13 protein-coding genes are annotated in these 15336 nt (G+C 72.5%); 9 read left to right on the top strand and 4 right to left on the bottom strand.

Annotation, left to right across the window (positions count from 1 at the left end; all coding sequences use genetic code 11):
- Window positions 1-4 precede the first annotated feature (4 nt).
- The 4 genes from OG736_RS40270 to OG736_RS40285 are packed head-to-tail and all read right to left on the bottom strand — an operon-like array spanning window position 5 to window position 5940.
- Entirely contained in the window at window positions 5-2005 is a 2001-nt protein-coding gene (locus OG736_RS40270; RefSeq protein WP_327186844.1) for an acetoacetate--CoA ligase, read from the bottom strand.
- Window positions 2002-3693 carry a bifunctional 3-(3-hydroxy-phenyl)propionate/3-hydroxycinnamic acid hydroxylase MhpA gene (gene mhpA / locus OG736_RS40275; RefSeq protein ID WP_327186845.1) on the bottom strand — a complete coding sequence of 564 codons (1692 nt, stop codon included), beginning with the start codon at window positions 3691-3693 and terminating at the stop codon, window positions 2002-2004. The genes OG736_RS40270 and mhpA overlap by 4 nt, the downstream gene beginning before the upstream one ends.
- A gap of 33 nt (window positions 3694-3726) precedes the next feature.
- Window positions 3727-4677, bottom strand: coding sequence for a fumarylacetoacetate hydrolase family protein (locus OG736_RS40280; protein WP_327186846.1), 951 nt, complete (start codon window positions 4675-4677; stop codon window positions 3727-3729).
- Between the two features lie 54 nt (window positions 4678-4731).
- Window positions 4732-5940, bottom strand: coding sequence for a VOC family protein (locus tag OG736_RS40285; protein WP_327186847.1), 1209 nt, complete (start codon window positions 5938-5940; stop codon window positions 4732-4734).
- A gap of 159 nt (window positions 5941-6099) precedes the next feature.
- Here OG736_RS40285 and OG736_RS40290 point away from each other — a divergent pair, with 159 nt between their 5' ends.
- The 9 genes from OG736_RS40290 to OG736_RS40330 all read left to right on the top strand — a co-directional run bounded on the left by OG736_RS40290 (window position 6100) and on the right by OG736_RS40330 (window position 15322).
- The gene (locus OG736_RS40290) at window positions 6100-6735 is read left to right on the top strand and encodes a TetR/AcrR family transcriptional regulator (RefSeq protein ID WP_327186848.1); all 636 of its coding nucleotides are present in this window, start codon (window positions 6100-6102) and stop codon (window positions 6733-6735) included.
- 235 nt (window positions 6736-6970) lie between these two features.
- Entirely contained in the window at window positions 6971-7147 is a 177-nt protein-coding gene (locus OG736_RS40295; RefSeq protein WP_020126694.1) for a hypothetical protein, read from the top strand.
- A gap of 100 nt (window positions 7148-7247) precedes the next feature.
- Entirely contained in the window at window positions 7248-8888 is a 1641-nt protein-coding gene (gene pgm, locus OG736_RS40300) for a phosphoglucomutase (alpha-D-glucose-1,6-bisphosphate-dependent) (protein ID WP_327186849.1), read from the top strand.
- A gap of 138 nt (window positions 8889-9026) precedes the next feature.
- Window positions 9027-9299 carry a hypothetical protein gene (locus tag OG736_RS40305; protein ID WP_327186850.1) on the top strand — a complete coding sequence of 91 codons (273 nt, stop codon included), beginning with the start codon at window positions 9027-9029 and terminating at the stop codon, window positions 9297-9299.
- The gene (locus OG736_RS40310; protein WP_327186851.1) at window positions 9299-11572 is read left to right on the top strand and encodes a heavy metal translocating P-type ATPase; all 2274 of its coding nucleotides are present in this window, start codon (window positions 9299-9301) and stop codon (window positions 11570-11572) included. Before OG736_RS40305 ends, OG736_RS40310 begins: the two co-directional genes overlap by 1 nt.
- Entirely contained in the window at window positions 11569-12093 is a 525-nt protein-coding gene (locus OG736_RS40315) for a copper chaperone PCu(A)C (RefSeq protein ID WP_327186852.1), read from the top strand. The genes OG736_RS40310 and OG736_RS40315 overlap by 4 nt, the downstream gene beginning before the upstream one ends.
- 323 nt (window positions 12094-12416) lie before the next feature.
- The gene (locus OG736_RS40320) at window positions 12417-13874 is read left to right on the top strand and encodes an MFS transporter (protein WP_327186853.1); all 1458 of its coding nucleotides are present in this window, start codon (window positions 12417-12419) and stop codon (window positions 13872-13874) included.
- A 168-nt stretch (window positions 13875-14042) separates the two neighbouring features.
- Window positions 14043-15086, top strand: a complete 1044-nt coding sequence (locus OG736_RS40325; RefSeq protein ID WP_327186854.1) for a beta-ketoacyl-ACP synthase 3 — start codon at window positions 14043-14045, stop codon at window positions 15084-15086.
- On the top strand, window positions 15083-15322 hold the full coding sequence (locus OG736_RS40330) for an acyl carrier protein (RefSeq protein ID WP_327186855.1): 240 nt from the start codon (window positions 15083-15085) through the stop codon (window positions 15320-15322). The genes OG736_RS40325 and OG736_RS40330 overlap by 4 nt, the downstream gene beginning before the upstream one ends.
- Window positions 15323-15336: the final 14 nt, after the last annotated feature.

The following is a 15336-nucleotide window of genomic DNA, read 5'->3' on the forward strand; positions in this document are numbered from 1 at the left end:
GGCGTCACACCTGGCCGGCGCTTCTGCGGCCCCGGCGGTCGGCGCCGAGCCGGACGAAGTGGGCGATGAGTTCGGGGGCGTCCACCGCGGCGGGGTTGACGACCTGCTCGGCGGGTGCGCCCTGGAGGAGGCGTTTCACCGGGACTTCGAGCTTCTTGCCGGTGCGGGTGTGCGGGATGGCCGGGACTTCCAGGATCTCGTCGGGGACGTGGCGGGGTGAGGCGCCGGTGCGGATGGCGTCGCGGATGCGGTTGCGGAGGACGTCGTCCAGCTCCGTACCGGCCGCGAGGACGACGAACAGCGGCATCCAGTAGCCGCCGTCGGGTTCCTCGGCGCCGATGACTAGGGCTTCGGTGATCTCGGGCAGCCGTTCGACGACGTCGTGGATGTCGGCGCTGCCCAGCCGGACGCCGTTGCGGTTCAGGGTGGAGTCGGAGCGGCCGTGGACGATCACCGAGCCGTGGGAGGTGAGCGTGATCCAGTCGCCGTGTCGCCACACACCGGGGTAGGCGGAGAAGTAGGCGTCGCGGTAGCGCGTGCCGTCGGGGTCGTTCCAGAAGCGCAGCGGCATCGACGGGAGAGGCCGGGTGACGACCAGTTCGCCGACCTTGTCCACCACCGGGACGCCCTCGGGGTCGTACGCGACGAGTGCCACGCCCAGGTGCGGCGCGGACAGTTCACCGGCCCAGACCGGCGTGTTGGGCGCGCTGCCGGCGAATCCGGAGACGATGTCGGTGCCGCCGCTGATGGAGGCGAGCAGGACATGACCGCCGACGTGGTCGCGGACCCACGGATAGGCGGAGGCCGGCAGGGCGGAGCCGGTGCAGCCGACGACGCGGATCGACGACAGGTCGTGCACGGACGGGTCGATGCCGAACTTGGCCATGCCCAGCAGGTACTGGGGACTGGTGCCGAAGACGGTCACGCGATGGCGGGCCGCCAGCTCCCACAGGACGTCGGGACGGGTGAACGGGGCGGGGCTGCCGTCGTACGTGCACGTGGTGGCGCCGGTCAGCAGGGTGGAGGCGATGAGGTTCCACATCATCCAGTGGGTGGTGGTGTACCACAGGAGACGGTCGCCGGGGCCGAGGTCGGAGTGCAGGCCGAGGGTCTTGAGGTGTTCGAGCAGGACTCCGCCGTGACCGTGGACGATGCCCTTGGGCAGGCCGGTGGTGCCGGAGGAGAAGACGACCCACAGGGGATGGTCGAACGGCACCGCGGTACAGACGAGTTGTTCCGTACGGGTGGCGGCGTCCTCCCACGGGACGACCGGCGACGGGTAGGAGTGCGAGGGCCAGGGCAGGCCGACATGGCCGACCAGCAGAGTGGCCTTCAACGTCGGCAGCGCGGTGGCCAGTTCGAGGACGGCGTCGCGACGGTCGTGGGTGGCACCGTTGAAGAGGTAGCCGTCCGCCGCGATCAGGACGGTGGGTTCGAGCTGGGCGAAACGGTCGGCCGCGGCCCTGGGGGCGTAGTCCTGCCCGCACACCGACCACACCGCGCCCAGACTGGCGGCGGCGAGGAACGCGATGATCGCGTGCGGGGTGTTGGGCAGATAGCCGACGACCCGGTCGCCCTCGCCGACGCCCAGGTCGCGCAGGGTGGCGGTGACGGAGGCGACCTGGGCGCGCAGCCGCTCCCCGGTCACCTCGTACCCGGCGCCGGTCTCGTCGAGCGCGACGATCGCCGTGTCGTCGTCCCCGAGGTTGCGCAGGGCATGGTGGGCGTAGTTGAGGGTGGCGCCGGGGAACCAGACGGCGCCGGGCATCCGCTCCTCCTCGAGCACCCGCTCGTACGGGGTGTCCGCATCGACGTCGAAGTACTCCCACACCGCGCTCCAGAAGCCCTCCAGGTCGGTGACCGACCAGAGGTGCAGGGAGGCGTAGTCCGCGTCCACGGCCACCCCCCGGTGCCGGGCGGCCCAGCGGGCGAAGTCCACCATGCGGCTGGCGGCGGCGGCCTGCGGATCGGGCGTGAAGAAGGGGTCCGGGCAGTGCGTGTTCATCGCGTGGTGCTCCTCGACAGGCTTTCCTCTGCCGACCGTCGGGAAGGCAGGGGGCTTCGGGTGGTGTGCAGCAGGGACGCCCAGTCGGCCGTACCGGTGAGGTCGCCGGCGCCGGACGGCACGACGTCCATGACGACGCGGTCGGGACGCAGCAGCACGGCGTCCGCCCTTCCCTCGCGCAGCCAGGCGGCGAGCAGGCCGTCGTCGCCGAGGCCGGCCACCGGGACGGTCCGGGCGCCGAGGCCGTCCGCGACCGCCCGCAGCGAGGGCGCCGGCGGTACGGCGGTCAGCAGGGCGAAGGAGTCGCCGAGCAGTTCGTCGAGACGCACGCGTCGACCGTCGACGGCCACCCACGGCTGCGGGCAGAAGCCGCCCGCGAGACCACGGCCGCCCCAGCGGGCGCGACGGCGCACGAGCGGTCCCGGGCCGAGAACCGGACTGAGGTCACGCGCGGCCGCCGTGGACAGGCCGGGGATCCGCACCGCCGCGCTCAGGACGCCGCGCCGGACGGCGGCGGCGCCGTCCTGACCACCGGTCATGGCCCAGCCCATCGCGACCGCGAGCCGGATCATATGGCGGGCGTGCGGCTTGCGTTCGCTCTCGTACGACTCCAACAGTCGCTCGTCCGCGCCCTGCTGGAGGACACGAGCCAGCTTCCAGGTCAGGTTGCGGGCGTCGCGCAGGCCCGCGCAGAGTCCCTGTCCGATGAAAGGCGGGGTGAGGTGCGCGGCGTCACCGAGGAGGAAGACCCGGCCCCGGCCCCAGCGGTCGGCGATGCGCGCCCGGAAGGTGTACCGCGCCTGCCGCAGCACCGTGAAGTCGGCTCCGGGCGCGAGGTCCACCCATGGGGCGACGAGGTCCCGCAGCCGCTCGTGATCGAGTTCGGAGTCGTCCCGCAGCCGGAACTCCCAGCGGTAGCGGTCCTCGCCGATGCGCATGAACGTCGCAGGACGTCGGGCGTCACAGATCTGCTCGACGCCTTCCCAGCAGCGGACCGGGAGGCTGGTGCGCACGTCGACGACCGTCCAGCGTTCCTCGAAGCGCAGGTCCTCCCAGACGGCGCCGACGGCGTCGCGGGTGAGGTTGCCCGCGCCGTCGCAGCCGAGGACGGCGTCCGCCCACAGCAGGTGCTCACCCGTTTCGTCGCGGTAGGCCACGCGGACCGACCCCTCGCCGCTCGCCCCCTGGCCGTTCGCCCCGTCGCCGTTCGCCCCCTCGCCGTCCGGTCCTTCGCCGTCCTGGTCGACGCCGACGACCTCCACTCCGCCGCGCAGTTCGCACTCCGGCGTGCGGGCGAGGGCGTCGCGCAGCAGCCGTTCCAGTTCCGGCTGGTCGAACATGCTGGTCTGCGGGAAGCCGTGGGCGCCCTGCGCGGCGCGCGGGAACTCGGCCATCACCCGGTGCCGGGCGTCCAGCAGCCGCAGCCCGCGCGCGGGGCGGGCGATCGCGGCGAACTCCTCCTGGACGCCCGCGGCCTGGAGGATGCGGCGCACCTCGTCGTCGGTGGCGACGGCGCGGGGCAGGGGGTAGACGTCGTGGTGGCGTTCGAGGACGACGGTCCTCACGCCACGCCGGGCCAGCAGCAGGGCGGCGGTCACGCCCACGGGCCCGGCTCCGACGATCACCACGGGTACGTGTCCCGGCCGGGGCGCGGTGTCCCGTGGTCCGGCGGCCTGGTCTACGGTCATGTGCGGCTCACTTCGGGTCTCAGGTCGCGTCGGTCATTTCGCGTCGGTGACGGCGTCGGTGACGGTGGTGCGCTGCTCACCGAGGTCGATCCGCCCGTCCGGCGTGGCGATCGTCGCGGTGATCAGGTCGCCCCGGCCGAGGTAGCGCGGGTTGCGGGCCTGGCTCTTGAAGAAGGCCTTCCACTTCACGGCAGGCGGCAGCAGCGCGCCGATCTTCTCGACCGCCTTGGGCGGCGCCTTGAGGGCGGTGCCGCCGGGCGTGCCGGTGAGCAGCAGGTCACCGGGGTCGAGCGTCTGGAAGCGCGCCAGCAGGGTCAGTGCCTGCGCGGGACGGACGATCATGTCGGCCAGGGTGCGGTCCTGGCGCGGCTCGCCGTTGACGGACAGCTTCAGCCGCAGGTCGAGAAGGTGCGCGAAGTCCTCCGGGTCCAGCAGGGAGAGGTACGGGCCGGCCGGGGTGAAGGTCGGGTACGACTTGCTCTCGTAGAACTGTGTCTTCGTCAGCTGTACGTCCCGTGCGCTGACGTCGTTGGTGATCACGAGTCCGGCGACGTAGGCGGGCAGGTCCCCTTCCGTGACGACCGTACCGACCGGCAGCGGCGCCCCGATGACCAGGCCGAGTTCGATCTCGTAGTCCAGGAACCGCACGTGGGGCGGGCGGACGATGTCGTCGTGCGGGCCGCTCACCGAGCCGGACGCCTTGCGGAAGAAGGCGGGCGGGATGTCGCCGGTGAATCCCGAATCGCGGGCGTGGCTGCGGTAGTTGACCATCTGGGCGACCACCCGGCAGGGGGTGGTGACCGGTGAGAGGGCGACCAGGTCGGCCACGGGCGTGCCCGTCCCGCCCGAGACGGCGGCCTCCCGGACGGCGGCCCGGTCGGCCAGCAGTCCGGCGGTGGTGACCGCTTCGGTGTCGATACGGACGGCGCGCGTGTCGCGCACCACCCACCAGCCGTCGGCGGTGCGCAGGACGTCGGTGCTCATGTCGTTGCCTTTGTGAGGGGGCGGGGGAGGAGGGGACGCAAGGGGCGGAGGGGGTCAGGAGTTCGTGGCCTTGAGCAGGCCCAGGAGTCGCGCGGTGTCCATCTCGTTGTCGCCGCGCAGGGCCCGGAACACATCGCGGACCCGGGCGGGGGAGGGACTCGCGCCGAGGAAGTCCCGGGTGGCCGGCGGTCCCCACTGGGCGAGGCCGCTCGTGGACATGGGCGCCCAGCCGGGATCGAGGTCGCGGGAGAAGAGGTCGCCGTCGGCGAAGTGCTCCAGCATGAAGCGGTCGGGGTCGCGCCAGTAGTCGAAGAGCTGGCTGCCCTGGATGTGCCGGCCGATGCCCCAACTGCGCTTGTAGCCACGCTCGCCGAGGTACTCGCCGCCTGCGGCGATGGAGTCGAGGTCGGTCACCTGGTAGGCGGAGTGGACATAGCCGTTGCCCGGCCCGAGGTGCATCGCGAGGGTGTGGTGGTCGACGGCGAGACTTCCCTGGTCGCAGCGGATGAAGGCCATCGTCGGACCGCGGTCGCGCTGCCCGTCCAGGAACAGGAAGTCGGACACGATCATCCCGAGGGTGTCCAGGTACCAGTCCAGGGCGCGGGCGAACACCCTTGTCTCCAGCACCAGATGGCCGAGGCGCTGGATACGGGACGGTTCGCGCGGCGGGCGCTGCGCGAGGTTCCTGCGACGGTGGTCCGTGCCGGAGTTGAGGAGCAGCGGCTGCTGTTCGGGCAGCGCCGGCAGCTGCTCCCCGCAGTGCACGACCCGGACCGGGAAGCCCGAGGGATCGAGCAGGTCGACGACCTTGCCGCCCCCGGGCACGTCCGCGTCACGTACGGCTCGCACGTCACGTACATCACTTGCGTCCCGCACGTCACGTACATCCCGCACGTCCGAGCCGGTGGCGCGGGCCAGCCGGTCCAGGTCGGCCCGCTCGGCCGCACGGAACGCCGGGCCGATGAAGCGACTGGCGCGTCCCTTGCGGATCACCATGCACGGTGTGCCCGCGAAGGTGCCGCGCAGCCACAGCTCACGCTCGGTGCGGGCGGCGATGCCGAATCCGAAGTCACGGGCGAAGACCTCGGCGCGGTCCAGGTCGGGCTTCTCGAACTCCAGCCACGCCAGGTCGGCGACCTTGATGACGGGGTTCCGGGAGCGCCCTGGATGTTCGCCGCGCAAGGCGCCCTGCTCGCTGTGGAGGTCCTGGTGGGCCGTCCTGACGTCCGTGACGCCGACCGCGTTGACGTGAGTTCCGGACATGGTGTCCTCCAAGCAACAGTGCCGTAATGAGGAAATCATCAGCTTTGACACTTCGATCGTCAAGGGTCGGCTCGATGATGAGTGATGATTTCGTCAGATGTGAGCTGAGTGATTCATCAGAACTGTGACCTGGCACACCCGGTGGGTAGACTCACGCCCATGTCGACGTCAGCCCCGCCCCTCAACCGTTTCGAACGCCGCCGTGCCGAGACCCGTCAGGCGCTCGTCCGCGCGGCCCGGCAGATCCTCGCCGAGACCGGGGACACCAGCGCGAGCATCCAGGCCATCGCGGAGCGCGCCGATGTCGGCTTCGGCTCGTTCTACAACCACTTCGAATCGAAGACGGACCTGTTCGACGCGGCGGTCAAGGACGCTCTCGAAGAGCTCGGCCAGGCCTTCGACGAGCATCTCCAGGGCATCGACGACCCGGCGGAGCTCGTCGCGGCGGGCTTCCGCCTCAGCGCGCACCTGGCCGATGCCCGGCCCGAGCTGATGCAGGTCCTGCGCCACCGCGGACTCGGCCACATCCACTCCGACACCGGGCTGGCTCCGCGTGCCGTGCGCGACCTGGAGGTCGGCATCGCCTCCGGCCGGTTCACCGTCGGCGACCCGACCGTCGCCCTGACCGCCCTGGGCGGCTCCCTGCTGGCACTGCTGGAGCTGCGGTTCGCCCGTCCGGACCTCGACGGGGACGAGGCGGCCTCGAACCTGGCCGAGATGCTGCTGCGCATGCTGGGTCTCCCGCCGCGGGACGCCCGCGAGGTCGCCCGGCGCCCGCTGCCCGACCTCGGCTGACGCGCGACACCGCACGACGTGACGTCGTAGCGGTGCGCCCCGAACCGTCCGACGCCCGAAGGCCTGAACTCGGTCCGCCCTGGCGCTCCGTCCCCCAGGGCCGAATGCGTGTGTTCACCGCCCGGTCGGGGGCATCCGCTCAGCAACGACCTGGAAAGAGCAACGACACCGCACGAGCGACACCACCGATCCGGCCGACAACCGAACCGGCCGACACTCCGAAGGGACGGACCCCTTGCTCGCCATCATCTCGGCAGTGCTGTTCTTCATCGCCTTTCTGATCAACGCGGCGGAGATCTCCACCAACGACACCTTCACCTCGACCAACCTCATGCTTCTGGGCCTGACCGTGCTCGCCCTCCACGTCGCGGGCATAGGCAGCGGCTGGTCGGTGCGCGGCCGCCGGCGCTGAGCGCCCCGGGCGCAAACCGACCCGTACTCGCGGACAGCCGCCCCCACAAGGGAAGATGGAAGGCGTAAGCCTTGATCGACCGATGTGGAGGAGCGGGCACATGCAGCACGAGCGAGCGGGCACGAAGGCCGGCCCCGAGGATCTCGTCGACGTCGCCCGGCTGGTCACGGCGTACTACGCGCTGCACCCCGACCCGGCCGACCCGGGGCAGCGCGTGGCGTTCGGCACCTCGGGGCACCGGGGATCGTCGCTGAACACGGCGTTCAACGAGGACCACATCGCCGCGACCAGCCAGGCCATCTGCGAGTACCGGACCGCCCAGGGCACCGACGGCCCCCTGTTCCTCGGCGCCGACAGCCACGCCCTGTCCGAGCCCGCCCGGGTCACCGCCCTGGAGGTGTTCGCGGCCAACGGAGTGACGGTGCTCGTCGACAGCGCCGACGGCTACACGCCGACGCCCGCCGTCTCCCACGCGATCCTCACCCACAACCGCGGCCGCACCGCCGCCCTCGCCGACGGCGTGGTCGTCACCCCGTCGCACAACCCGCCCGCCGACGGCGGCTTCAAGTACAACCCGCCGAGCGGTGGCCCCGCCGGCTCCGACGCCACCTCCTGGATCCAGGACCGGGCCAACGAGATCATCGGGTCCGGCCTGAAGGACGTACGGCGCATCCCCTACGCCCGCGCCCTCGCCGCGCCCACGACCGGCCGCCACGATTTCCTCGGCACCTATGTCGCCGACCTCCCGAGCGTCCTCGACCTGGACGCGATCCGCGACGCCGGTGTCCGCATCGGCGCCGATCCGCTGGGCGGGGCGTCCGTCGCCTACTGGGGCCGGATCGCCGAACAGCACCGGCTCGACCTGACCGTCGTCAACCCGCTCACCGACCCGACCTGGCGTTTCATGACGCTCGACTGGGACGGCAAGATCCGCATGGACTGCTCGTCGCCGTACGCGATGGCCTCGCTGATCGAGCAGCGCGACCGCTTCCAGATCGCGACCGGCAACGACGCCGACGCCGACCGGCACGGCATCGTCACGCCGGACGCCGGCCTGATGAACCCCAACCACTACCTGGCCGCGGCCATCGCCTACCTCTACGCGCACCGTGAGCAGTGGCCGGCCGACGCGGGGATCGGCAAGACGCTCGTGTCGTCCTCGATGATCGACCGGGTCGCCGCCGACCTCGGGCGCCGCCTCGTCGAGGTGCCCGTCGGCTTCAAGTGGTTCGTGGACGGGCTGGTCGACGGCTCGCTCGGCTTCGGCGGGGAGGAGTCGGCCGGTGCCTCCTTCCTGCGCCGCGACGGCTCCGTCTGGACCACGGACAAGGACGGCATCATCCTGGCGCTGCTGGCCTCCGAGATCACGGCGGTCACCGGCAGGACCCCGTCCGAGCACTACGCCGGCCTGACGGACCGCTTCGGCTCACCCGCCTACGCGCGCATCGACGCCCCGGCCACCCGGGAGGAGAAGGCGCTGCTCGGCAAGCTCTCGCCCGCGCAGGTCACCGCCGACTCCCTGGCCGGCGAGCCGGTCACCGGCGTGCTCACCGAGGCCCCGGGCAACGGCGCGTCCATCGGCGGTATCAAGGTGACCACGGCCAACGCCTGGTTCGCGGCCCGTCCCTCGGGCACCGAGGACGTCTACAAGATCTACGCCGAGTCCTTCCTCGGCCCCGACCACCTCCGCCGGGTCCAGGAGGAGGCCAAGGACGTGGTCGACGCCGCGCTGGGCGGCTGAGCCGCCCGGACCGGACGGCCATCCATGTGACGCGCGCCACACTATTGCTCCGGAACCCGGTCGGCGGCCGCCCCGACTACTGAAGCGGTACGGCGCGATCCCGGCGACGTCGTACGACGTCACCTGGAGACGCGGCTGATGGACGTATCCCGGAATTCCTCCTTGTCCGGCGTGGGCGCGGCCTTACGGAGGGCGGGTCCCCCGCCCGCCCTCTGCGGCTTCCTGCTGCTCATGGCGCTGATCTTCGCGGTCTCCTACGCCGTCGGCACCGCCTCCGGCCCCGTGGCGCCCGGCATGCACGGCACCGGAACCGGGACGGGCGGCGACGGCGGCGGCAGCGGGGGAGCGGAAGACGCCGACGACATGGGTGACATGGGCGGCATGGCCGACCCGCACGGGGGCGGCCACTGATGAGTACGGAACCGGTGACCGCCCTGGTCACCACCGATCTGATCGTCGGCGGCATGACCTGCGCGGCCTGCGTGACCCGGGTCGAGAAGAAGCTCGGCAAGCTGGACGGTGTCACGGCGACCGTCAATCTGGCCACCGGGCGGGCTCGGGTGAGCCACCCGGCGGACATCGGCCCGGACGAACTCGTCGCGACCGTCGAGAAGGCCGGCTACACGGCCGCCCTGCCCGAGCCGCCCAGGAGCAGGCAGCCCACGGACGGCGGCGACGCGTCCGAGGGAACCCGGCAGGAGCGGCACCGACTGGTCGTCACCGCCCTGCTCGCGCTCCCCGTGCTCGTCCTGTCGATGGTGCCCGTCCTGCAGTTCCGCAACTGGCAGTGGCTGTGCTTCGTGCTCGCCGCACCGGTCGCCGTGTGGGGGGCCCGGCCCTTCCACGAGCGTGCCGTGCGAGGACTGCGGCACTCCGCCGCGACCATGGACACGCTGGTGTCGCTGGGCGTGGTCGCCTCCTTCCTCTGGTCGGCGTACGCGCTGTTCCTCGGCGGCGCCGGAGACCCCGGTATGCGGATGCCGTTCACGCTCGTGCCGACCGCCTCGGACGGCGTCGCGCACATCTATCTCGAAGCGGCCGTCGGCGTACCGCTGTTCGTGCTGGCCGGACGGTTCCTGGAGGCGCGGGCCCGGCACGGCACCGGGGCGGCGCTGCGCTCGCTGGCCCGGCTCGCCGCGAAGGAGGTTTCCGTCCGGGCCGCCGACGGATCCGAACGGCTCATTCTCATCGAGGAATTGAGGGTCGGTCAGGTATTCGTCGTGCGGCCGGGGGAGCGGGCGGCCACCGACGGCGAGGTGGTGGAGGGCAGTTCGGCCGTCGACCTGTCCCTCGTCACCGGCGAGAGCGACCCCGTCGAGGTGGGACCGGGGTCCGCGGTGGTCGGCGGGGCCGTCAACGCCGGCGGGTTGCTGCTCGTACGGGCCGAGGCGGTCGGGTCCGACACCCAACTCGCCCGCATCACCCGGCTGGTCACCGAGGCACAGGCCGGGAAGGCGCGGGCGCAACGGCTGGCCGACTCGGTGGCCGGCGTCTTCGTGCCCGTCGTGCTGGCGCTGGCCGTCACCACCCTCGGGTTCTGGCTGGGCGCCGGGGCCGATCCCCAGGCGGCGATCACCGCGTCCGTGGCCGTCCTGGTCGTGGCCTGCCCGTGCGCGCTGGGCCTCGCGACCCCGACCGCGCTGATGGCCGCGACCGGCCGGGGCGCCCAACTGGGAATCCTGGTCACCGGGCCGCAGGCGCTGGAGGGGCTTCAGCACCTCGACGTCGTCGTGCTGGACAAGACCGGCACGCTGACCTCCGGACACATGAGCGTCGCCCGGGTCACCGCGGCATCGGACGGGCTCGGCCGCGACGCGGCACTGCGGCTGGCGGGAGCAGTCGAGCAGGGTTCGGAGCATCCGCTCGGCCGCGCCCTGTGCGCTTACGCCCGACGGGAGTCCGACGAGCGACGGCTGCCGGAGGTGAGCGACTTCGGCGCGCTGCCCGGGCAGGGAGTGCGTGGCCGGGTCGAGGGACGGCTCGTCGAAGTCCTCGCACCGGACGAGGAGTTGCCCGACGGCCTCCGGGCCGCCCTGGCCGCGGCCGAATCCGCCGCTCGCACCCCCGTACTGGTCCGGGTGGACGGCAGGGCCGAGGCCCTGGTCGAGGTCGGGGACGTCGTACGCCCCGGAAGCCATCGCGCGGTGGACCGGCTGCGGCGGCTCGGTGTGCGTCCCGTACTCGCCACCGGAGACCGGGAGGCGCCGGCCCGTGCCGTCGCCCGGGCCCTCGGCATCGAGGAGGTGCACGCCCGCCGCAGTCCCGAGGACAAGGCCGCCCTCGTGGCCGGGTTGAGGGAGCAGGGCTACCGGGTCGCGGTCGTCGGGGACGGAGTGAACGACGCCGCCGCGCTGGCCGGCGCCGATCTCGGGATCGCCATGGGCAGCGGCACGGACGTGGCCATCGGGGCCGCCGACGTCACCCTCGTCCGCGGCGACATCGAGGCCCTCGCGGACGCGGTCCGGCTCGCCCGGCGCACGCTGGCCACGATCCGCGTCAACCTGGTGTGGGCCTTCGGCTACAACGTCGTCACCGTCCCGCCGGCCATGGTCGGCCTGCTCAACCCGATGGTCGCGGCGGCCGCCATGTCGGCGAGTTCGGTGCTGGTCGTCGCCAACAGCCTGCGGCTGCGCGCCTGGCAGCCCTCGGCCCGCCCCGTTGCCGTGCGGAAAGGCACCCGATGACCGAACGAGTTGCCCGGCCGCCCTCGCGCCGCCGGCTCACCGACACGCTGCTCGCCGCGCTCGCGCCCGTCGCCGTGTGCGGCCTCGCCCTCGGCGGCCTGAGCACGTGGACCGCCTACGGCAACGCCGGCAGCCCGGCCCGGATCAGGGTCACCGACGGCAAGGTCTTCCTGCCCTCCGCCGGTGTCCCGGAGACGGCGGCGTTCTTCCGGGTCGCCAACAGCGGGGGCTCGGCGGACCGGCTGCTCGAGGTGACCACCGCCGAGGCCGGCGCCGGCTCGCCCCGTCTCAGCCGCCACCTCATGACCGGCACCGGCTCGGCCTCCGCGCAGACGGTCGCCTCCGTCGCCGTACCGGCCGGGGGGATCCTCGACATGTCTCCGAGCGGCCTCGACGTGATACTGCCGGTGAAGTCGGGCTGGCAGTCCGGTGACCTCGTCGCGTTCACCCTGCAGTTCGAGCACGTCGGGGCGGTGAAGACGCTCGCGGTGGTGGTCCGGCCGGGCCAGGACAGCGGCTGACCCCGGCTGAGGAAATCGCTCCGCAATCGCGGGAACCCGGGGCCGCCCGTGGCCGACTATTGCTCCGGGACGACCATTCCAAAAAGATGGGGGTATTAATTCGCCGGGAGAAATGCCGGTATTCCATGTCCGACAGTTTCCGACTGTCGGCCCCTCGTGCTGCCCGAAAATCCCGGAATCGGTTTCGGTGCGGCAATGTGAGGTGCGGGAAAACAACCGTTCCCATTCCGGATTCCGACTGCTACGGTGACGGAAATTGATCGACCGGCCGGAATTCCGTTCATGGAATTCCGCATACTGTGATGCTGAGGGGGTGATGGATGATGTCCCTGTTCGTTCTGGCATTGGGGCAGCTCGTCATCTCGCTCGACTACAACATCGTGTACGTCGCCCTGCCGGACATCGGCGCGAGCCTGGGTTTCTCCGGCCACGACCTCCAGTGGGTGGTCAGCGCCTATGTCGTGGCCACCGGTGGTCTCCTGCTCCTGGGCGGCCGGGCCGCCGACCTGCTGGGCCGGCGCCGGATGTTCGTCCTCGCGGCGCTGCTGTACGCGGGTTCCTCCCTGGTGGGCGGCCTGTCGGAGACAGCGGGAGTCCTGGTCGCCGTCAGGGCGGTGCAGGGCATCGGCGGTTCCCTGCTGTTCCCGGCGACGCTGTCCCTGATCAACACCCTGTACGCGGAAGGGCCCGAGCGGAACCGGGCCCTCGCGGTGTGGGGCGCCGCCGGAGCCGGCGGGCTCTGCTTCGGCTCCCTGCTCGGCGGGGTGCTGGTGGAGGCGTTCGGCTGGCCGTCGGTGTTCTTCGTCAACGTGCCCGTCGCGGCCGCGCTCGCGGTGGCGGGGCGGCTGCTCTTCCCGCCCGACGGGCCACGGGACCGCTCGCGGCGCTTCGACGTGGCGGGCGCGCTGACCGCGACGGGCGGGGTCACGCTCCTGGTGTTCCTGCTGGTGCGGGCCCCGGCGGAGGGCTGGGACCCGCCCGCCGCCCTGACCGGCGCGGCGCTCTCGGCCGGCCTGCTGACGCTGTTCGCCGTCGTCGAGCGACGATCGCGTGAACCGCTCGTCCCGGCACGGCTGTTCGCCCGGGGCGGCCTGGTGGTCGCCATGGGGGTGACCGCCCTGTTCAGCGCCACGTTCAGCTCCCTGCCGTACTTCCTCACCCTGTACTTCCAGACCGTCCACGGCTACAGCGCCGTCGCGACCGGCCTCGCGTTCCTGGTGCCCGCCCTGGTGATCGCCGTGGGCACACAGGCCGGGGAACGGGCCGTGACCGCCTTCGGTGTGCACCGGGTGCTGGTCGGCGGCATGGCGCTGGGGGCGGTCGGGGCGGCGGTGCTCGGCCTGGGGCTCACCTCGGACGGCTCGTATCCGCGACTGCTGCCCGGGATCGTGCTCCTGGGGCTCGGTCAGGGTGCCGCGTGGACGGGGATGTGGATCGCCGCGTCCGCCGGGGTGGCCGCCGGCGACCAGGGCGTCGCCTCCGGACTGGCCTCGACCACCCTCCAGGTGGGCGGCGCGGTGGGCCTCGCCGTCCTGGTCGCGATCGCCGGCGGCGTCGGACAGAACGCCCCGGGCCCCGGGCTCCTGGACGGCATCAGGACCGCCGTCTTCGCGACGGCGGGCGCCATCGCCCTCGGCGCGCTCGCACTGCTCGCCCTCCGCCGGAGCACCGTGAGCGCCGGTCCCGCCGCAGTCCGCGCGGAGGGCGGCGATCCCGACGGGACCGGGCGGCCCGGCGGCCACGCCGACGACCCCCGGGCTTCGGGGAGCACGGGTGCCTAGCTGCCCATGGCCGCGGGGAGCACCAGTGCCCAGGCGCCCGTTCCCGCCCGCTCTTCCTGCCTCGTCTCCCGACCCGCGCCCCTGAACCCGCCCCGCTGTCCCACCCCTGATCCACCTCCCCCTCCCCGGGCCGCCCGGCCCGTCCTTCGTCATGCCAGGAGCAGACCCATGTCCCCGATCGCCGGCGGTTCCCCCGCGCCCCCGGCCGCCGTGCTGTGCGGGCTGGCCGGATGGGTGCCGTCCCGGGTGGTGACCAACGAGCACCTCGCGCGACGGCTCGACACCCACGACGCCTGGATCCGCACCCGGACCGGGATCCGCCGACGGCACGTCGTCGAGCCCGGGCAGGCGACCTCCGACCTGGCCGTCGAGGCCGGCCGTCGGGCCCTCGCCTCCACCGGTACCGACACGGTGGACGCCGTCGTCGTCGCCACGGCCACCCCGGACCGCACCTGCCCGGCCACCGCCCCCGCGGTCGCCGCACGGCTCGGCCTCACGGGAGTGGCGGCCTTCGACGTCGGTGCCGCGTGCACCGGATTCGTCTACGGACTGGCCGCCGCCGCCGGGCTGATCGCGGCCGGCGTGGCCGAACGGGTCCTGCTCATCGGGGCGGACACCTACTCCACCGTCGTGGACCCGCTGGACCGGGCCAACGCGATCATCTTCGGTGACGGCGCCGGAGCCGTCGTCCTGCGCGCCGGACATCCCGACGAGCCCGGCGCGGTCGGCCACTTCGACCTCGGCAGCGACGGCGCCCACGAGGACCTGATCATGGTCGCCGCCGGTGGCTCCCGGCAGCGCTCCCGGCCCGCCGAACCCAGCCACAAGGACCGGCACTTCGCGATGCGGGGCAAGGAGGTCTACCGCCACGCGGTGACCCGGATGGCCGAGTCCGCGCGGGCCACGCTGTCCCGGGCCGGCCGGAAGATCGACGACGTCGACCACTTCGTACCGCACCAGGCCAACCTGCGGATCCTGCACGCCGTCGCCGACGACCTCGGTCTGCCCCGGGAGCGGTGTGCGACCCACGTCGAGTCCGTCGGCAACACCGGCGCCGCGTCCATCCCGCTCGCCCTCGCCGACGCGGCCGCCCGTCGCACGGTCCGGTCCGGCGACCGGCTTCTGCTGACCGGCTTCGGCGGCGGCCTCACCTGGGGTTCCTGCCTCCTGACCTGGCCCGTGCTCCATCGACAAGAACGGACGACGCCATGAGCACCACCTACGAGCAGCTCGTCGACATCCTCACGAGACTCCACGACGCCCCCGCCGACCGCATCCGCCCCGAGGCGACCCTCGGCGAACTGGACGTCGACTCGCTGACCACGGTCGAGATCAGCATCCGCATCGAACGCGACCTCGGCGTGACGGTCGGCGACGACGAACTCGGACCCGACCTCACCCTCGGCGACATCGCCGGACTCGTGCAGGCCCGCCGGCCGGCCGCCTGACCCCATGGAAGGAA

The sequence above is a fragment of the Streptomyces sp. NBC_01334 genome (assembly GCF_035983595.1).
Classification (GTDB): Bacteria; Actinomycetota; Actinomycetes; order Streptomycetales; family Streptomycetaceae; genus Streptomyces; species Streptomyces coriariae.

Excerpts from the sequence above, each read along its gene's own strand:
- OG736_RS40270 (WP_327186844.1), bottom strand. The coding sequence starts at position 2,005 with ATGAACACGCACTGCCCGGACCCCTTCTTCACGCCCGATCCGCAGGCC.
- mhpA (WP_327186845.1), bottom strand. The coding sequence starts at position 3,693 with ATGACCGTAGACCAGGCCGCCGGACCACGGGACACCGCGCCCCGGCCG.
- OG736_RS40280 (WP_327186846.1), bottom strand. The coding sequence starts at position 4,677 with ATGAGCACCGACGTCCTGCGCACCGCCGACGGCTGGTGGGTGGTGCGC.
- OG736_RS40285 (WP_327186847.1), bottom strand. The coding sequence starts at position 5,940 with ATGTCCGGAACTCACGTCAACGCGGTCGGCGTCACGGACGTCAGGACG.
- OG736_RS40290 (WP_327186848.1), top strand. The coding sequence starts at position 6,100 with ATGTCGACGTCAGCCCCGCCCCTCAACCGTTTCGAACGCCGCCGTGCC.
- pgm (WP_327186849.1), top strand. The coding sequence starts at position 7,248 with ATGCAGCACGAGCGAGCGGGCACGAAGGCCGGCCCCGAGGATCTCGTC.
- OG736_RS40305 (WP_327186850.1), top strand. The coding sequence starts at position 9,027 with ATGGACGTATCCCGGAATTCCTCCTTGTCCGGCGTGGGCGCGGCCTTA.
- OG736_RS40310 (WP_327186851.1), top strand. The coding sequence starts at position 9,299 with ATGAGTACGGAACCGGTGACCGCCCTGGTCACCACCGATCTGATCGTC.
- OG736_RS40315 (WP_327186852.1), top strand. The coding sequence starts at position 11,569 with ATGACCGAACGAGTTGCCCGGCCGCCCTCGCGCCGCCGGCTCACCGAC.
- OG736_RS40320 (WP_327186853.1), top strand. The coding sequence starts at position 12,417 with ATGTCCCTGTTCGTTCTGGCATTGGGGCAGCTCGTCATCTCGCTCGAC.
- OG736_RS40325 (WP_327186854.1), top strand. The coding sequence starts at position 14,043 with ATGTCCCCGATCGCCGGCGGTTCCCCCGCGCCCCCGGCCGCCGTGCTG.
- OG736_RS40330 (WP_327186855.1), top strand. The coding sequence starts at position 15,083 with ATGAGCACCACCTACGAGCAGCTCGTCGACATCCTCACGAGACTCCAC.